Origin of the sequence: Tabrizicola sp. (assembly GCF_041913445.1) — a bacterium.
Lineage (GTDB): Bacteria > Pseudomonadota > Alphaproteobacteria > Rhodobacterales > Rhodobacteraceae > Tabrizicola.
Genome location: NZ_JAYSFG010000027.1, coordinates 24,159 through 37,614, shown reverse-complemented (window position 1 = coordinate 37,614; position 13,456 = coordinate 24,159). Strand labels below are relative to the sequence as shown.

Genomic DNA, 13,456 nt, shown 5'->3' with positions numbered 1-13,456 from the left:
CGCGGACCCTACTTCCTGATGCAGGACGCGATCCGCCTCATGATCGCCCGGGGCATCGAGGGCGCGATCTGCAACATCGGCTCGATCTCGGCCCTGGCGGGGCAACCCTTCATCAACGCCTACTGCGCTTCGAAAGGGGCGCTGACCACCTTGACCGCGAACACTGCCTTTTCGGTCATGGCCAACCGCATCCGGGTGAACCAGCTGAACGTGGGCTGGATGGCCTCGGATCACGAGCGCAAGATCCAGGCCGAGGCCGGCGGCCCGGACTGGGAAGCCAAGGCCGCCGCCGCCCTGCCCTTCGGCCGCCTCGTCGACCCCGAGGAGGCCGCCCGCGCGGTCAACTTCCTCGTCTCGGACGACGCGGGCCTGATGACCGGGGCGATCGTGAACTTCGACCAGTCGGTCTGGGGCGCGGTCGCGGGCGGAATGCCGGTACCCGATGGGCCGATGCGCCTGAGCTGAGCAGGATCAGCCTTTCGCCTCGCTCTCGATCCATTTCAGCAACCGCTGCAAGGCCCGGCTCGGGGGTCGGACCTGCGGCCAGACCAGGTGATAGGCCCCGTCGACCTCGGTATAACCCGCGACCGGCGGGTGAAGGCGGCCCGCCCGGAACTCGGCCTCGGCCAGGAAGGCGGGCAGGAGCGCCACGCCGAAGCCCAGCGCAGCCGCCTCGGCCATCTGGCCGAACTGGTCGAAAAGCATCCCCCGCAGGTGCCCCGCCGGGCAGCCCTGCCGGGCGAACCAGTCCTCCCAGGCGCCGGGGCGGCTTTCCAGGTGCAGAAGCGGCAGCGCCAGAAGGTCTGCGGGCGCCAGCTGTCCCGCCGCCAGACCGGGCGCACAGGCCGGGATCACCCGTTCCCGCGCCAGCTCCAGATGGGTCGCCCCTGGCCAGTCCGCGCCGCCGAAATGGATCGCCGCGTCGAAGGGCTCGCGCGTGAAGTCGAAGGGCGACAGCCGCGTGCCGAAGTTCAGCGCGATATCCGGATTTTCCGCCGCGAACCGCCGCAGCCGTGGCAGCAGCCAATGCGTCCCGAAGGCGGGCAGCACGGCGATGTTCAGGCTCGACTGCTCGCCGCCCGCCCGGATCTTCAGGCTCGCCCGCGCCAGGTCCTGCAGGTAGTCGCGGACTGACGCCGCATAGTCGGCCCCCGCCGGGGTCAGTGCCAGCCCCTTCCCCTCGCGCCGCAGAAGCGTCACCCCGATCTGGTCCTGCAGCGCCTTCAGCTGGCGGCTCACCGCCGAATGGGTCAGCGCCAGTTCCTCGGCCGCCGCCGTGGCACTTCCCAGCCGCTCCACCGCCTCCAGTGCCAGCAGCGAGCTGATCGAGGGCAGAAACCGGCGCGGCGCGATCATGTGAGTTTTTCTCCAACCATCTGACCAACATGTCGCTCATTTTCACGCCAAAGGCCAGCTAGACTGGAAAGGCATGGCAAAGGACGACGAACAATGACGGCAGCATTCACCCGGGCCGACCGGATTCGCGGGCTCGAGGTTTCCGAGATCGTGCAGATCTCGGAAGAAGCCGCGACGCTGCGCGCTGCGGGCCGCGACGTGGTTTCGCTCTCCACGGGAGAGCCGGATTTCCCCACGCCCTCCCATGTCATCGAGGCCGCCCACCAGGCCGCGCTTGCGGGCCAGACGCGCTATACCGCCAACTCCGGAACGCCTGCGCTGCGGGCAGCCATCGCCGTGCAGGCAGGAACGACGGCCGCCGAGGTCATCGTCTCGACCGGCGCCAAGCAGGTGATCGCGAACGCCATGCTCGCCACGCTGAACCCCGGCGACGAGGTGGTGATGCCCGCCCCGTTCTGGACCAGCTACGCCGACATCGTCAGCATGGCGGGCGGACGGCCTGTCGTTGTGCCCTGCCCGATGGAAACCGGCTTCAAGTTGTCCCCTTCGGCGCTAAAGGCCGCGCTGACGCCGCGCACCCGCTGGCTCATGCTGAATTCTCCCTCGAACCCGTCGGGCGCGGTCTACTCCGCCGCCGAACTTCGCGCCCTTGCCGAAGTGCTGGCCCGCCACCCGCAGGTCTGGATCCTGTCGGACGAGATCTACCGCCATCTGGCCTACGTCCCCTTCACCCCCTTCACCGAAGCCGCGCCCGAACTGCGTGACCGCACCCTGATCGTGGACGGCGTGTCCAAGGCCTATGCCATGACCGGCTGGCGGATCGGCTGGGGCATCGGCCCGAAAGCGCTCATCGGCGCGATGGGGACCGTACAGGGCCAGGTGACCTCGGGTGCCTCCTCGGTGTCGCAGGCCGCGGCGCTGGCCGCCCTGACCGGCGACCAGTCGCTCCTCGCCACCCGCCGCGCCGACTGGCAGGTCCGGCGCGACCGGGTGGTCCATGCGCTGAACGCGATCCCAGGCATCGACTGCCCCAGCCCCGACGGGGCCTTCTACGTCTTCCCCCGCATCACCGCCGCGATGGAGGCCACCGGCCACGCCACCGACGCCGACTTCTGCCGCTGGCTCCTCCACGACCACGGAGTCGCCTTGGTCCCCGGTCGAGCCTTCGGCCTCCCCGGCCACCTGCGCCTCTCTTTCGCCTATTCGCAGGCCGACCTCGACAAAGGCCTTGCCCGGATCGCCGCCGCACTGGAGCCCCGCTGATGGACCGCTGCGAGATCGTCCACGACAACTTCCTGCGCCGCGTCGCCGCCCGCGACCTGCCCCCCGGCCGCGCGCCGTCAGGCCCCCTGCCCCCGACGCTCGCCGTCTCGCTTTACCGCTCCGGCTGCCTCAGCCGCGCGCTTGACCGGCAAAGCCGCGCCATGCAGCGGGCGGGGCAAGGCTTCTACACCATCGGCTCCTCGGGCCACGAAGGCCTCGCCGCCGTCGCCGCCGCGCTGCGGCCCACCGACATCGCCTTCCTCCACTACCGCGACGCGGCCTTCCAGATCGCGCGGGCCGAGCAGGTCCCCGGCCAGACCATCGCCCGCGACATGCTCCTCTCCTTCGCCTCCTCCTCCGAGGACCCGATCTCGGGCGGCCGGCACAAGGTGCTGGGCAGCCGCGCGCTGATGATCCCGCCGCAGACGTCCACAATCGCGAGCCACCTGCCCAAGGCCGTCGGCGCCGCCTATTCCATCGGTGCCGCCCGCCGCCACCGCCCCGAACACGCGATCCTGCCCGACGATGCCATCGCCTATTGCAGCTTCGGCGACGCCTCGGCCAACCACTCCACCGCCCAAGGCGCCTTCAACGCCGCGCAGTGGACCAGCTACCAGTCCGTCCCTCTGCCGCTCCTCTTCGCTTGCGAGGACAATGGCATCGGCATCTCGACCAAGACGCCCAGCGGCTGGATCGCCGCCACCTTCGGCAACCGTCCCGGCCTGAAATACTTCGCCTGCGACGGCCTCGACCTCTACGACACCTATGCCACCGCCCTTGCCGCCGCCGAATATGTCCGCAGCCGCCGGAAGCCCGCCTTTCTCCACATCCGCACCATCCGGCTTTACGGCCATGCCGGGGCCGACATGCCCACCACCTACCTCAGCCGCGAGGAGGTGGAGGCCGAGGAAGCCAACGACCCCCTCCTCCATTCCGTCCGCCTTCTCGATCAGGCCGGCGCCCTGACCCCCGACCAGGCGCTGGCCATCTATCAGGAAACCGGCGCGCGGGTCGCCCGTGTCGCCGCCGAGGCCGTCACCCGCCCCCGCCTCAAGACCGCCTCGCAGGTGATGGCCTCCATCACCCCACCCCGACGCGAGAACCGCCCGACCAACGGCCCCAGCCCGCAGGCCCGGGAACAGGCCTTCGGCGCGGACCTCAAGGCGATGATTGAGCCGCAGATCATGTCCCGCCTCATCAACTGGGCGCTCACCGACCTGATGCTGACCCACCCCGAGATCGTCATGATGGGCGAGGATGTGGGCCGCAAGGGCGGGGTCTATGGCGTCACCCAGAAGCTCACCCAGCGCTTCGGCCCGGACCGGATGATCGACACGCTTCTGGACGAACAGTCCATCCTCGGCCTCGCCATCGGCATGGCGCAGAACGGCTTCGTGCCGATGCCAGAAATCCAGTTCCTGGCCTACGTCCACAATGCCGAGGACCAGATCCGGGGCGAGGCCGCGACGCTGCCCTTCTTCTCCAACGGCCAGTTCACCAACCCAATGGTCATCCGCATCGCGGGCCTTGGCTACCAGAAGGGCTTCGGCGGCCAATTCCACAACGACAACTCGCTTGCCGTCCTGCGCGACATCCCCGGCGTGATTCTCGCCGTGCCCTCGAATGGGGCCGACGCCGCGATGATGCTGCGCGAATGCGTGCGGCTCGCCCGCGAGGAGCAACGGGTCGTCGTCTTCGTCGAACCCATCGCGCTTTACCCGATGCGCGACCTTCATGCCGACAAGGACGGCGCCTGGATGCGCCGCTACCCCGATCCCTCGCAGACCATCCGTCTGGGCGAGGTCGGCATTTCGGGCGAGGGCACCGACCTTGCCATCGTCACCTTCGGCAACGGCTGCTACCTCTCGCACCAGGCCCGGCCCGAGCTAGAGGTCGCAGGCCTCAAGACCCGCATCATCGACACCCGCTGGCTCTCGCCGCTCCCGAAAGACGCGCTGACCGAGGCCGTGAAGGGCTGCAAGCACATCCTGATCGTGGACGAGACCCGCCACACCGGCGGCGTCGCCGAAGGCCTGATGGCGCATTTCCACGAGGCCGCCCCCGGCATCCCCCTCGCCCGCCTGACCGCCGAGGACAGCTTCATCGCCACCGGCCCCGCCTATGCCGCGACCATGCCCTCGAAGGACCAGATCCTGACTGCCGCCCGCGCCCTGACAGGTGCCAAATGACCCGCAAGACCGCCGTCGTCATCTGCCCCGGTCGCGGCACCTACAACGCCAGCGAACTCGGCTACCTGCAGCGCCACTTCCCGGATCCCCGGCTTTTGTCTCGCTTCGACGCGATCCGCACCGCCGAAGGCCAGGACACCCTCACTGCGCTGGACGGGGCCGACCGCTTCCTCGCCTCGCGCCACACGCGCGGCGACAACGCCAGCGCGCTAATCTACGCCGCGACCTATGGCGACTTCCTCTCCCTCGACCGGCAGGGCATCGACGTCGTCGCCGTCACCGGCAACTCGATGGGCTGGTACTCCGCCCTCGCCTGCGCCGGGGCCGCGACGCCCGAGGACGGCTTCACCATCGCCAACACGATGGGCCGCCTGATGCAAACCGCCCTCATCGGCGGGCAACTGGTCTACCCCTGGGTGGATGAGGACTGGGTCCCCCGCCCCACCCGCAAGGCCGCCCTCCTCGCCCTTGTCGAGGACATCGCCAGCCGCCGCGACCACGTCCTCGCCCTTTCCATCGACCTCGGCGGACTTCTGGTCCTTGCGGGCAACGAGGCGGGCCTCAAGGCCTTCGAAGCCTCGGTCGACCCGGTGCAGGGCCGCTTCCCGATGCGCCTTGGCAACCATGCCGCCTTCCACACCGCGCTTCAGGCCCCCGTCGCCGCCCAAGGCCGCGCCGCTCTGCCCGCCAGCCTGCTGACCCAGCCGCAGCTTCCGCTGATCGACGGACGCGGCGCGATCTGGTGGCCGGGCACGGTCGAGCCCGAAAAGCTCCACGCCTACACCCTCGGCCACCAGGTGACAGGGCCCTACGACTTCACCGCCGCCATCCGCACCGCGGCCCACGAATTCGCCCCCGACCTCTTCATCGTCACCGGCCCCGGCACCACGCTCGGCGGGGCCGTCGCCCAATCGCTCATCCTCGCCCAGTGGCGCGGCATGGGCAGCAAATCCGATTTCCAGACCCTGCAAGCGGACAACCCGCTGCTCGTCGCGATGGGCCTGCCCGAACAGCGCGCCCTTGCGACCCATGAAGGAGCCTAAGATGACCCACGCCGCCCCCCTTGCCGCCGCAGGCCTCACCCAGACGGACCTGATCGGAGGCACCCTCGCCGTCCGCTCCCCAATCGACGGTGCCGAACTCGCGCGGGTCCACGAAACCCCCGCCGCCGAGATGCCCGCCATCATCGCCCGCGCCAAATCCGCCTTCGCTGAGTGGCGCAGCGTCCCCGCACCGCGCCGGGGAGAACTCGTGCGCCTTCTCGGCGAGGAACTCCGCGCCGCGAAGGCCGAGCTTGGCGCCCTCGTAACCCTGGAAGTCGGCAAGATCACCTCCGAGGGGCTTGGCGAAGTGCAGGAGATGATCGACATCTGCGACTTCGCCGTCGGCCTCTCGCGCCAGCTTTACGGCCTTACCATCGCCTCCGAACGCCCCGGCCACCGCATGGCGGAAACCTGGCACCCGATCGGCCCGGTGGGCGTCATCAGCGCCTTCAACTTCCCCGTGGCCGTCTGGTCCTGGAACGCGGCCCTGGCCCTCGTCTGCGGCAACCCGGTGATCTGGAAGCCGTCGGAAAAGACACCGCTCACTGCCCTTGCCACCATGCGGATCATGGAGCGCGCGCTCGCCCGCTTCGGCGACGCGCCCGAGGGGCTCTGCCAACTCGTCATCGGCGGCCCCGACATCGGCGCGGCCCTCGTCGACAGCCCCGATGTTCCGGTCCTCTCCGCCACCGGCTCCACCCGCATGGGCGGGATCGTCGGGCCCAAGGTCGCCGCCCGCTGGGGCCGCCCGATCCTTGAGCTTGGCGGCAACAACGCGATGATCGTCGCGCCCTCGGCCGACCTGGACATGGCCGTCCGCGCCATCGTCTTCGGCGCCGTCGGCACTGCCGGCCAGCGCTGCACCTCGCTCCGCCGCCTGATCGTCCACCGCTCCATCCGCGACGACCTGTTGTCCCGCCTGACCAAGGCCTACGCGAGCCTCCCCATCGGCGACCCCCGCGCCGAGGGCACCCTGATCGGCCCGCTGATCGACCAGGCGTCGCGCGACCGGATGCTCGCCCAGCTTGACCGCGCCCGGGCCGAGGGCGGCATCGTACACGGCGGCCAGCCCGTGACCGAGGGCGTCCCCGCCGGCGCCTATGTCACGCCCGCCCTCGTCGAGATGCCCGCCCAGACCGCCACCGTCCGCGAGGAGACCTTCGCCCCCATCCTCTACGTCCTGACCTACGACGACTTCGCCCAGGCCATCGCGCTGCAGAACGACGTTCCCCAGGGCCTCTCCTCCTGCATCTTCACCCTGAACCTGCGCGAGGCCGAGACCTTCCTCTCCGCCGGAGGGTCGGATTGCGGGATCGCCAACGTCAACATCGGCCCCTCGGGCGCCGAGATCGGCGGAGCCTTCGGGGGCGAGAAGGAAACCGGCGGCGGGCGCGAAAGCGGCTCGGACGCCTGGAAGGGCTACATGCGCCGGCAGACCTCCACCGTGAACTTCTCGGCCCAGCTGCCGCTTGCCCAAGGGGTCCGCTTTGACCTCTGAGCCAAACCTCTGGCGGGCGTCCGCGCGGGAAAGCTTCAGCGAGCCGCCGTTCGACGCCGACCGCACCGTCGACCTGGCAGTGATCGGCGGCGGCTTCACCGGCTGCGCCGCGGCGCTGGAGGCCGCACGGGAAGGCGCGTCCGTCTGCCTTGTGGAAGCCCAGACCATCGGCCACGGCGGATCCGGCCGGAACGTGGGCCTCGTGAACGCGGGCCTCTGGCTTCCCCCCGACACCGTCCGGGCCCAGATGGGTGAGGCCGAAGGCAACCGCCTCCTCGCCACCCTCTCCGAGGCCCCCTCCCGCGTCTTCGCTCTGATCGACCGCGAAGGCATCGACTGCGAGGCCACCCGCAATGGCACCCTCCACCTCGCCCATTCCCCCAAAGGCCTTGCCGACCTCACCGAACGCCACCGCCAGGGCCGCGCGATGGGCGCGCCGCTGCAGCTTCTGGACGACGAGGAAACCGCCCGCCGCATCGGATCGACCGCCTTCCACGGCGCCCTCTTCGACCCCCGCGCCGGGACGATCCAGCCGCTCTCCTACGCCCGCGGCCTTGCCCGCGCGGCAGCCGGGGCAGGCGCTGTCCTGCATGAACAAAGCCCCGTCCAGTCCGTCACACGCGAGCGCGACCTCTGGCACGTCACCTCGGGCCGCCACATCCTGAAAGCCCGCCGCCTCCTCATCGCCACCAACGCCTACCACCTAGGCCTCGGCCCGGCCTTCCGGCCCGATTTCGTCCCCGTCCACTACTGCCAGTACGCCACCGCCCCCCTGCCGCCCGCCCTCCTCGACAGCATCCTTCCGGGCGGCGAGGGTTGCTGGGACACCGCCCTCGTCATGTCCTCTATCCGCCGCGACCGGGCGGGCCGTGTCATCATCGGCGGGATCGGCAACGGCACCGGCCCGGGCGCGCGGGTGCACGCCGCCTGGGCGCGCCGGAAGCTTGCCGCGCTCTATCCGGCGCTGCGGGACATCCCCCTCACCCACGGCTGGACCGGGCGCATCGCCATGACCGGCGACCACATCCCGAAGATCGTCGCCTTCGGCCCCGACGCCTATGCCGCCTTCGGCTACTCGGGACGCGGCATCGGGCCCGGCACCGTCTTCGGCACCGAAGCCGCCCGCGCGCTACTGTCCGGATCGGACACCACGCTCCCCCTCGTCCCCATCCGCCAGCACCGCGAGACAGCTCCCGCCGTGCAGGCCGCATACTACGAAACCGGGGCCACGCTCACCCACGCCATTGCCGCGCGCTAGCCCCGCGCCTGCGTGAGCAACCAGTCCCGCACCTCCTGCGCCGGGCGCGTGAGCGTCGCCTCGCGCGGCCAGATGACGTGGAAATCCATCCCCGTGACCAGCGCATGGTCCGTCAGCCGCACCAGCACGCCCTGACCGACCAGCCCCTCGACCAGGTGCCGCCAGCCCAGCGCCACCCCCTGCCCCGCGATCACCGACTGCACCACCAGCACGTAATCGTTGATCTGCAGCCCCTTCGGCACCCGCCGCCCGTCGACCCCCACCGAGGCGAACCAGTCCCGCCAGGTCGCCGCCTGCCGGAAAGGTTCCTCCAGGTGGATCAGCTGGTGGTCCAGCAACTCCTCCGGTCGCTGCGGTCGCGTCCGCCCCGCCAGATACCCCGCCCCGCAGACCGGCCAGATCTCCTCCGCCGCCAGCGGTTCAGCCGCATACTGCGGCCAATCGCCCGGATTGCCGCCCCTGACCCCCAGCGGGATCCCCTCGCCCACCAGGTCCAGGTCATGGTCCCCGGTCTGGATCCGCAGGTCGATCTGCGGCAGGTCCGCCCGCAGCTGCGCCATCCGCGGCACCATCCAGAAGGCTGCAAAGGCGGTGGAGCAGGACAGGGTCACATGCCCCTCCGCCGCCACCCGCAGCTCGCGGGCCGAGCGCTGGATATGCGACAGCCCGATCGCCACGTCGGCATGGAACCGCGCCCCGGCCGAGGACAGCCGCACCCGCCGGTGTTCGCGCAGGAAAAGCGTGGTCCCCAGATGCTCCTCCAGCCGGTGGACGGCATAGGAGACCGCCGCCTGCGTCATCCGCAACTCCCGTGCCGCGGCGGTGAAACTGCCCAACCGTCCTGCCGCCTCGAAGACGACAAGCGCGTTGATCGACGGGACCAGAGAGCGCAGGGTTTCCATAAACCCAGCTTATCAACTCCATCAGCCTTTTCCAGCGTCACGCGCGCCGCCGCGCGGCATAACATGGGCCGCGACTTATCGAAGGACGAAGACGATGGCAGACGGCGACATCCCGGAAAAGCGGCAGCGCGGCGGGCGGCAGAAGATGCGCGACGCCCGCGTCGGCGTCGAGGCCGGGGTCCACCGCCCCTACATCGTCCGCGGCATCCCGACCTATGACATCCTGTCCGAGGAAAGCCTGCTGGCCATCGAAGCCACCGCCGACCGCATTCTGGCCGAGATCGGGATCGAACTCCGCGACGACGCCGAGGCGATGCGGCTTTACAAACAGGCCGGCGCCGAGGTGACCGAGACCACCCAGAACATCTGGCGCGTGAAGTTCCCGCCCGGAATGCTGCGCGAGGTCCTGAAGACCGCTCCTCCTTTGTTCACGCAACACGCCCGCAACCCCGCGAACAACGTCCTGATCGGCGGCAACAACGTCGTCTTCGCGCCCTCCTACGGCAGCCCCTTCGTGATGGACCTCGACCGCGGCCGCCGCTACGGCACCATCGAGGACTTCCGCAACTTCGTGAAGCTCGCCCAGTCCTCCCCCTGGCTCCACCACTCCGGCGGCACCGTCTGCGAGCCCACCGACGTGCCGGTGAACAAGCGCCACCTCGACATGGTCTACAGCCACATCCGCTATTCCGACCGCGGCTTCCTCGGCTCGATCACCGCCGCCGAACGCGCCGCCGACAGCGTGGAAATGGCCCGCATCCTGTTTGGCGAGGCCTTCACCGACCAGAACTGCGTCGTCATGGGCAACTTCAACACCACCTCGCCCCTCGTCATCGACGGGGTGACGGCGGCGGGCATCCGCACCTATGCCGCCGCGAACCAGGGCTCGATCCACCTGCCCTTCCTTCTTGGCGGAGCCGTCGCCCCTCTGACCATCGCCGGGATGGTCGCGCAAGGATTGGCCGAATCGATGGCCTCCTGCGCGCTCGCGCAACTGACCCGCCCCGGCGCGCCGACGATCCTCGCCTCCTTCTTCTCCTCCATGTCGCTCAAGACCGGCTCGCCCACCTTCGGCATGCCCGAACCCGCCATCGGCTCGCTCGCGATGGGTCAGCTCGCCCGCCGCCTGAACATGCCGCTGCGCTGCGCCGGGAACTTCTCGACCTCCAAGCTGCCGGACGGCCAGGCCATGTGGCAAAGCATGATGTCGATGATGTCGGCGATCCAGGGCGGGGCGAACTATGTCCTCCACTCCGCGGGCTTCCTCGACGGGCTCCTGTCCATGTCCTACGAAAAGGTCGTGATGGACACCGACATCTGCGGCGCTTTGCACTCCTACCTGGACGGCATGGCGGTGAACGAGGATACCCTGGCCTTCGAGGCGCTGAACGAACTTGGCCCCGGCCAGCACCTGTTCTCGACCCAGCACACGCTCCGGCATTACGAGACGGCCTACTGGGACTCGGCCCTCGACGACAACCAGCCATGGGAGACCTGGGACGAACAGGGCGGGATCGACTATGCCCAGCGCGCCAACACCCGCTGGAAGAAGATCCTGCGCGACTATGAAGCGCCCCCGCTGGACGAAGGCATCGACGAGGCCCTGCAGGACTTCATCGCGCGGCGCAAGGCGTCGATGGACGACATGTGGTACTAGGAAAGACGCTTAACGCTTCCTGAACGCCCACGCGTAACCCCTTGATATAACAACACCCGCCGGGCCTGTCCTGCGTGGACAGGTCCCGCCCTTTCCTGCCGGTATTCCGACGGCTATCCTGCCCAGCATGACGGAAAACCGCATCTCCACCCCCGCCCTGCGGACCCCCATCACCCCCGTGACGCGGGTCACCTTCGTCATCATCCCCCGCTTCAACATGGCGACCCTGATCTCCCTGATCGAGCCCCTCCGCGTCGCCAACTACCTGGCCCCCGAACCCCTCTACCAATGGGAGATCCTCTCCCCCGACGGCCCCGACATCCCGGCCTCGAATGGCCTCTCCATCACCGCCCAACCCCTCTCCGACCGCCCCCGTCGGGGCGAGCTAATCTGCACCCTCGCCTCCTGGGGGGCCGAGGACTACGCGAACCGCGACCTCTCCGCCTGGCTCCGCCGCCAGTCCCGCGACGGCGCCCGCCTCTGCGCCGTCGAACTCGGCTGCTACCTCCTCGCCAAGGCCGGCCTCCTGACCGCCACCCCCATCGCGACCCACTGGTCCTGGGCCCCCGGCTTCCAGGAGCGCTACCCCGACATCCCCATCGTGGAACAACTCTACACCCTCGACGACCCCATCCTCTCCTGCGCAGGAGGCCTCGGCGGGGCGGACTTCATGCTCCGCCAGATCGCCCGCGAACACGGCGAGGCCCTTGCGGGCGAGGTCGCCGACCAGATGCTCCACCAGCCGATCCGCCCACCCGAAGCCCCCCAGCGCCGCACGCTCGGCCAAGGGACCGACGAATTCTCCCCCACGCTCCGCAAGGCCATCGCGCTGATCGAAGCGAACATCGCCGAGCCGTTGCCGGTCCCGGAAATCGCCCGCCAACTGGGCCTCTCACAGCGCCAGCTCGAACGGCAGTTCCACAAGGGGCTCGGCTGTTCCATTGTGCAGTTCGGCACCCTGGTCCGCTTGCAGCACGCCCGGGTCCTCTTGATCGCCACCAAGCTCTCCGTCCGCGAGATCGCCACCGCCACCGGCTTCAACGCGCTCAGCCACTTCGCAGCCGCCTTCCGCAAATGCTTCGACCGCCGCCCCAGCGACTACCGCCAGGGCTGGGCCCCGACAGAGGCGACGCCCAGCTGGCCCGGCACCCTGACCGCCTATCTCGAGAACCTCCGGCACCGCGCGGGCCACGATCTTTCCACGAAAGATCGCATGTGATTTTTCGCGAGACAAAATCGTGGTCCCGAATATTCTCACGCAAAGGCCGGGATGACCTCGTTGCAGAACAGCTCCATCGACCGCTTCTGCTCCTTCAGCCCGAGGCCGAGCGAGGCGTAATAGATGAACTCGTCCACCCCGATGGCTTCATACATCTTCAGCTTCTCGATCACCTCGTCCGGCGTGCCGAACATCAGGTTCCGCGACAGCATCTCCGGATCATACTCCGCCCGGTTGCCCAGCTGGTCGAAGGGGATCGCCTTCGGGAAGCCGTTCTCCACATCGCCCAGGTTCTTGAACAGGTTCTCGAACTGACTGAGCTGCCGCTGCGCCGCCCGGACCGGGACCATCCAGTCCTCCTTCCGGTCATAGACAGCCGTGTGGCGCATCATCGCCATGATCGGGCGCTTGCTTCCGGGGTTGTTCGCCAGCGCCTCCGCCATCCGGTCCATGTAGAGCTCTGCCTCGCCCATGTCGCGGGTCAGGGGCCAGGACTGGATGTTGCAGCCATGCCTGACCGCATAGTCATAGGTGATCGGCGCGCGGGCGGCGACCCAGACCGGTACCTCCTTCTGCACCGGCTTCGGGCAAGACGTGGACGCGGGGAACGACCAATGCTCCCCCTCATGCGCATAATCGCCCTTCCACAACTCCCGGATCACCGGCAGCATCTCCTGCATGTAGCGCCAGGCGTCGGTCTGCTTCAGCCCCGGCCGCATCCGGTCGAACTCGCGCTGATAGGCGCCCGAGCCGATGCCGAACTCCAGCCTCCCGCCGGAAATGAGATCGACGAACGCCGCCTCTCCCGCCGCCTTGATCGGGTGCCAGTAGGGCGCCGCGATCACCGCCGTGCCAAGCCGGATGTCATTCGTATGCTCCGCCCACCAGGTCAGGATCGAGAACGGGTTCGGCGCGATGGTCATCTCCAGCGCGTGGTGCTCCGCCGCCCAGGCGATGCGGAAGCCGCCCTGGTCGGCCATCTGCACCATCTCCAGCGTGTGCTTTGCCACCTCCTTCATGTCGAGCGAGTCGTCGATCCGCTCCATGTTGATGGCCAATTGGAACTTCATG

Annotated in this window: 11 protein-coding genes; 8 read left to right on the top strand and 3 right to left on the bottom strand. The window is 69.1% G+C overall.

Annotated features, from left to right (window positions below; all coding sequences use genetic code 11):
- Positions 1-465 (top strand): SDR family oxidoreductase (locus ACE3Q6_RS20140; RefSeq protein ID WP_374436423.1); only part of this gene is annotated, 465 nt, incomplete at its 5' end.
- A gap of 6 nt (positions 466-471) precedes the next feature.
- Here the strand turns inward: ACE3Q6_RS20140 and ACE3Q6_RS20135 are convergent.
- Positions 472-1,356, bottom strand: a complete 885-nt coding sequence (locus tag ACE3Q6_RS20135) for a LysR substrate-binding domain-containing protein (protein WP_374436421.1) — start codon at positions 1,354-1,356, stop codon at positions 472-474.
- A 93-nt stretch (positions 1,357-1,449) separates the two neighbouring features.
- Here ACE3Q6_RS20135 and ACE3Q6_RS20130 point away from each other — a divergent pair, with 93 nt between their 5' ends.
- The 5 genes from ACE3Q6_RS20130 to ACE3Q6_RS20110 are packed head-to-tail and all read left to right on the top strand — an operon-like array spanning position 1,450 to position 8,607.
- Entirely contained in the window at positions 1,450-2,619 is a 1,170-nt protein-coding gene (locus tag ACE3Q6_RS20130; RefSeq protein WP_374436419.1) for a pyridoxal phosphate-dependent aminotransferase, read from the top strand.
- Entirely contained in the window at positions 2,619-4,808 is a 2,190-nt protein-coding gene (locus ACE3Q6_RS20125; RefSeq protein ID WP_374436417.1) for a thiamine pyrophosphate-dependent enzyme, read from the top strand. Before ACE3Q6_RS20130 ends, ACE3Q6_RS20125 begins: the two co-directional genes overlap by 1 nt.
- Complete coding sequence (locus tag ACE3Q6_RS20120) at positions 4,805-5,851, top strand: ACP S-malonyltransferase (protein WP_374436415.1); 1,047 nt, start codon at positions 4,805-4,807, stop codon at positions 5,849-5,851. The genes ACE3Q6_RS20125 and ACE3Q6_RS20120 overlap by 4 nt, the downstream gene beginning before the upstream one ends.
- Position 5,852: 1 nt before the next feature.
- On the top strand, positions 5,853-7,349 hold the full coding sequence (locus tag ACE3Q6_RS20115; RefSeq protein WP_374436413.1) for an aldehyde dehydrogenase family protein: 1,497 nt from the start codon (positions 5,853-5,855) through the stop codon (positions 7,347-7,349).
- A complete protein-coding gene (locus ACE3Q6_RS20110) occupies positions 7,339-8,607 on the top strand; it encodes an NAD(P)/FAD-dependent oxidoreductase (RefSeq protein WP_374436411.1) in 1,269 nt (422 codons plus the stop codon). Before ACE3Q6_RS20115 ends, ACE3Q6_RS20110 begins: the two co-directional genes overlap by 11 nt.
- Here ACE3Q6_RS20110 and ACE3Q6_RS20105 read toward each other — a convergent pair.
- Complete coding sequence (locus tag ACE3Q6_RS20105) at positions 8,604-9,509, bottom strand: LysR substrate-binding domain-containing protein (protein WP_374436409.1); 906 nt, start codon at positions 9,507-9,509, stop codon at positions 8,604-8,606. The genes ACE3Q6_RS20110 and ACE3Q6_RS20105 overlap by 4 nt on opposite strands.
- Before the next feature lie 94 nt (positions 9,510-9,603).
- On the opposite strand from ACE3Q6_RS20105, the gene ACE3Q6_RS20100 reads away from it, so the two are divergent.
- Together ACE3Q6_RS20100 and ACE3Q6_RS20095 are read left to right on the top strand one after the other, a co-directional pair.
- On the top strand, positions 9,604-11,166 hold the full coding sequence (locus ACE3Q6_RS20100; protein WP_374436407.1) for a trimethylamine methyltransferase family protein: 1,563 nt from the start codon (positions 9,604-9,606) through the stop codon (positions 11,164-11,166).
- A gap of 127 nt (positions 11,167-11,293) precedes the next feature.
- On the top strand, positions 11,294-12,385 hold the full coding sequence (locus ACE3Q6_RS20095) for a GlxA family transcriptional regulator (RefSeq protein WP_374436405.1): 1,092 nt from the start codon (positions 11,294-11,296) through the stop codon (positions 12,383-12,385).
- A 35-nt stretch (positions 12,386-12,420) separates the two neighbouring features.
- Here ACE3Q6_RS20095 and ACE3Q6_RS20090 read toward each other — a convergent pair whose 3' ends face one another.
- On the bottom strand, positions 12,421-13,455 hold the full coding sequence (locus ACE3Q6_RS20090; RefSeq protein WP_374436403.1) for an LLM class flavin-dependent oxidoreductase: 1,035 nt from the start codon (positions 13,453-13,455) through the stop codon (positions 12,421-12,423).
- Position 13,456 lies beyond the last annotated feature (1 nt).

Excerpts from the sequence above, each read along its gene's own strand:
- ACE3Q6_RS20135 (WP_374436421.1), bottom strand. The coding sequence starts at position 1,356 with ATGATCGCGCCGCGCCGGTTTCTGCCCTCGATCAGCTCGCTGCTGGCA.
- ACE3Q6_RS20130 (WP_374436419.1), top strand. The coding sequence starts at position 1,450 with ATGACGGCAGCATTCACCCGGGCCGACCGGATTCGCGGGCTCGAGGTT.
- ACE3Q6_RS20125 (WP_374436417.1), top strand. The coding sequence starts at position 2,619 with ATGGACCGCTGCGAGATCGTCCACGACAACTTCCTGCGCCGCGTCGCC.
- ACE3Q6_RS20120 (WP_374436415.1), top strand. The coding sequence starts at position 4,805 with ATGACCCGCAAGACCGCCGTCGTCATCTGCCCCGGTCGCGGCACCTAC.
- ACE3Q6_RS20115 (WP_374436413.1), top strand. The coding sequence starts at position 5,853 with ATGACCCACGCCGCCCCCCTTGCCGCCGCAGGCCTCACCCAGACGGAC.
- ACE3Q6_RS20105 (WP_374436409.1), bottom strand. The coding sequence starts at position 9,509 with ATGGAAACCCTGCGCTCTCTGGTCCCGTCGATCAACGCGCTTGTCGTC.
- ACE3Q6_RS20100 (WP_374436407.1), top strand. The coding sequence starts at position 9,604 with ATGGCAGACGGCGACATCCCGGAAAAGCGGCAGCGCGGCGGGCGGCAG.
- ACE3Q6_RS20095 (WP_374436405.1), top strand. The coding sequence starts at position 11,294 with ATGACGGAAAACCGCATCTCCACCCCCGCCCTGCGGACCCCCATCACC.
- ACE3Q6_RS20090 (WP_374436403.1), bottom strand. The coding sequence starts at position 13,455 with ATGAAGTTCCAATTGGCCATCAACATGGAGCGGATCGACGACTCGCTC.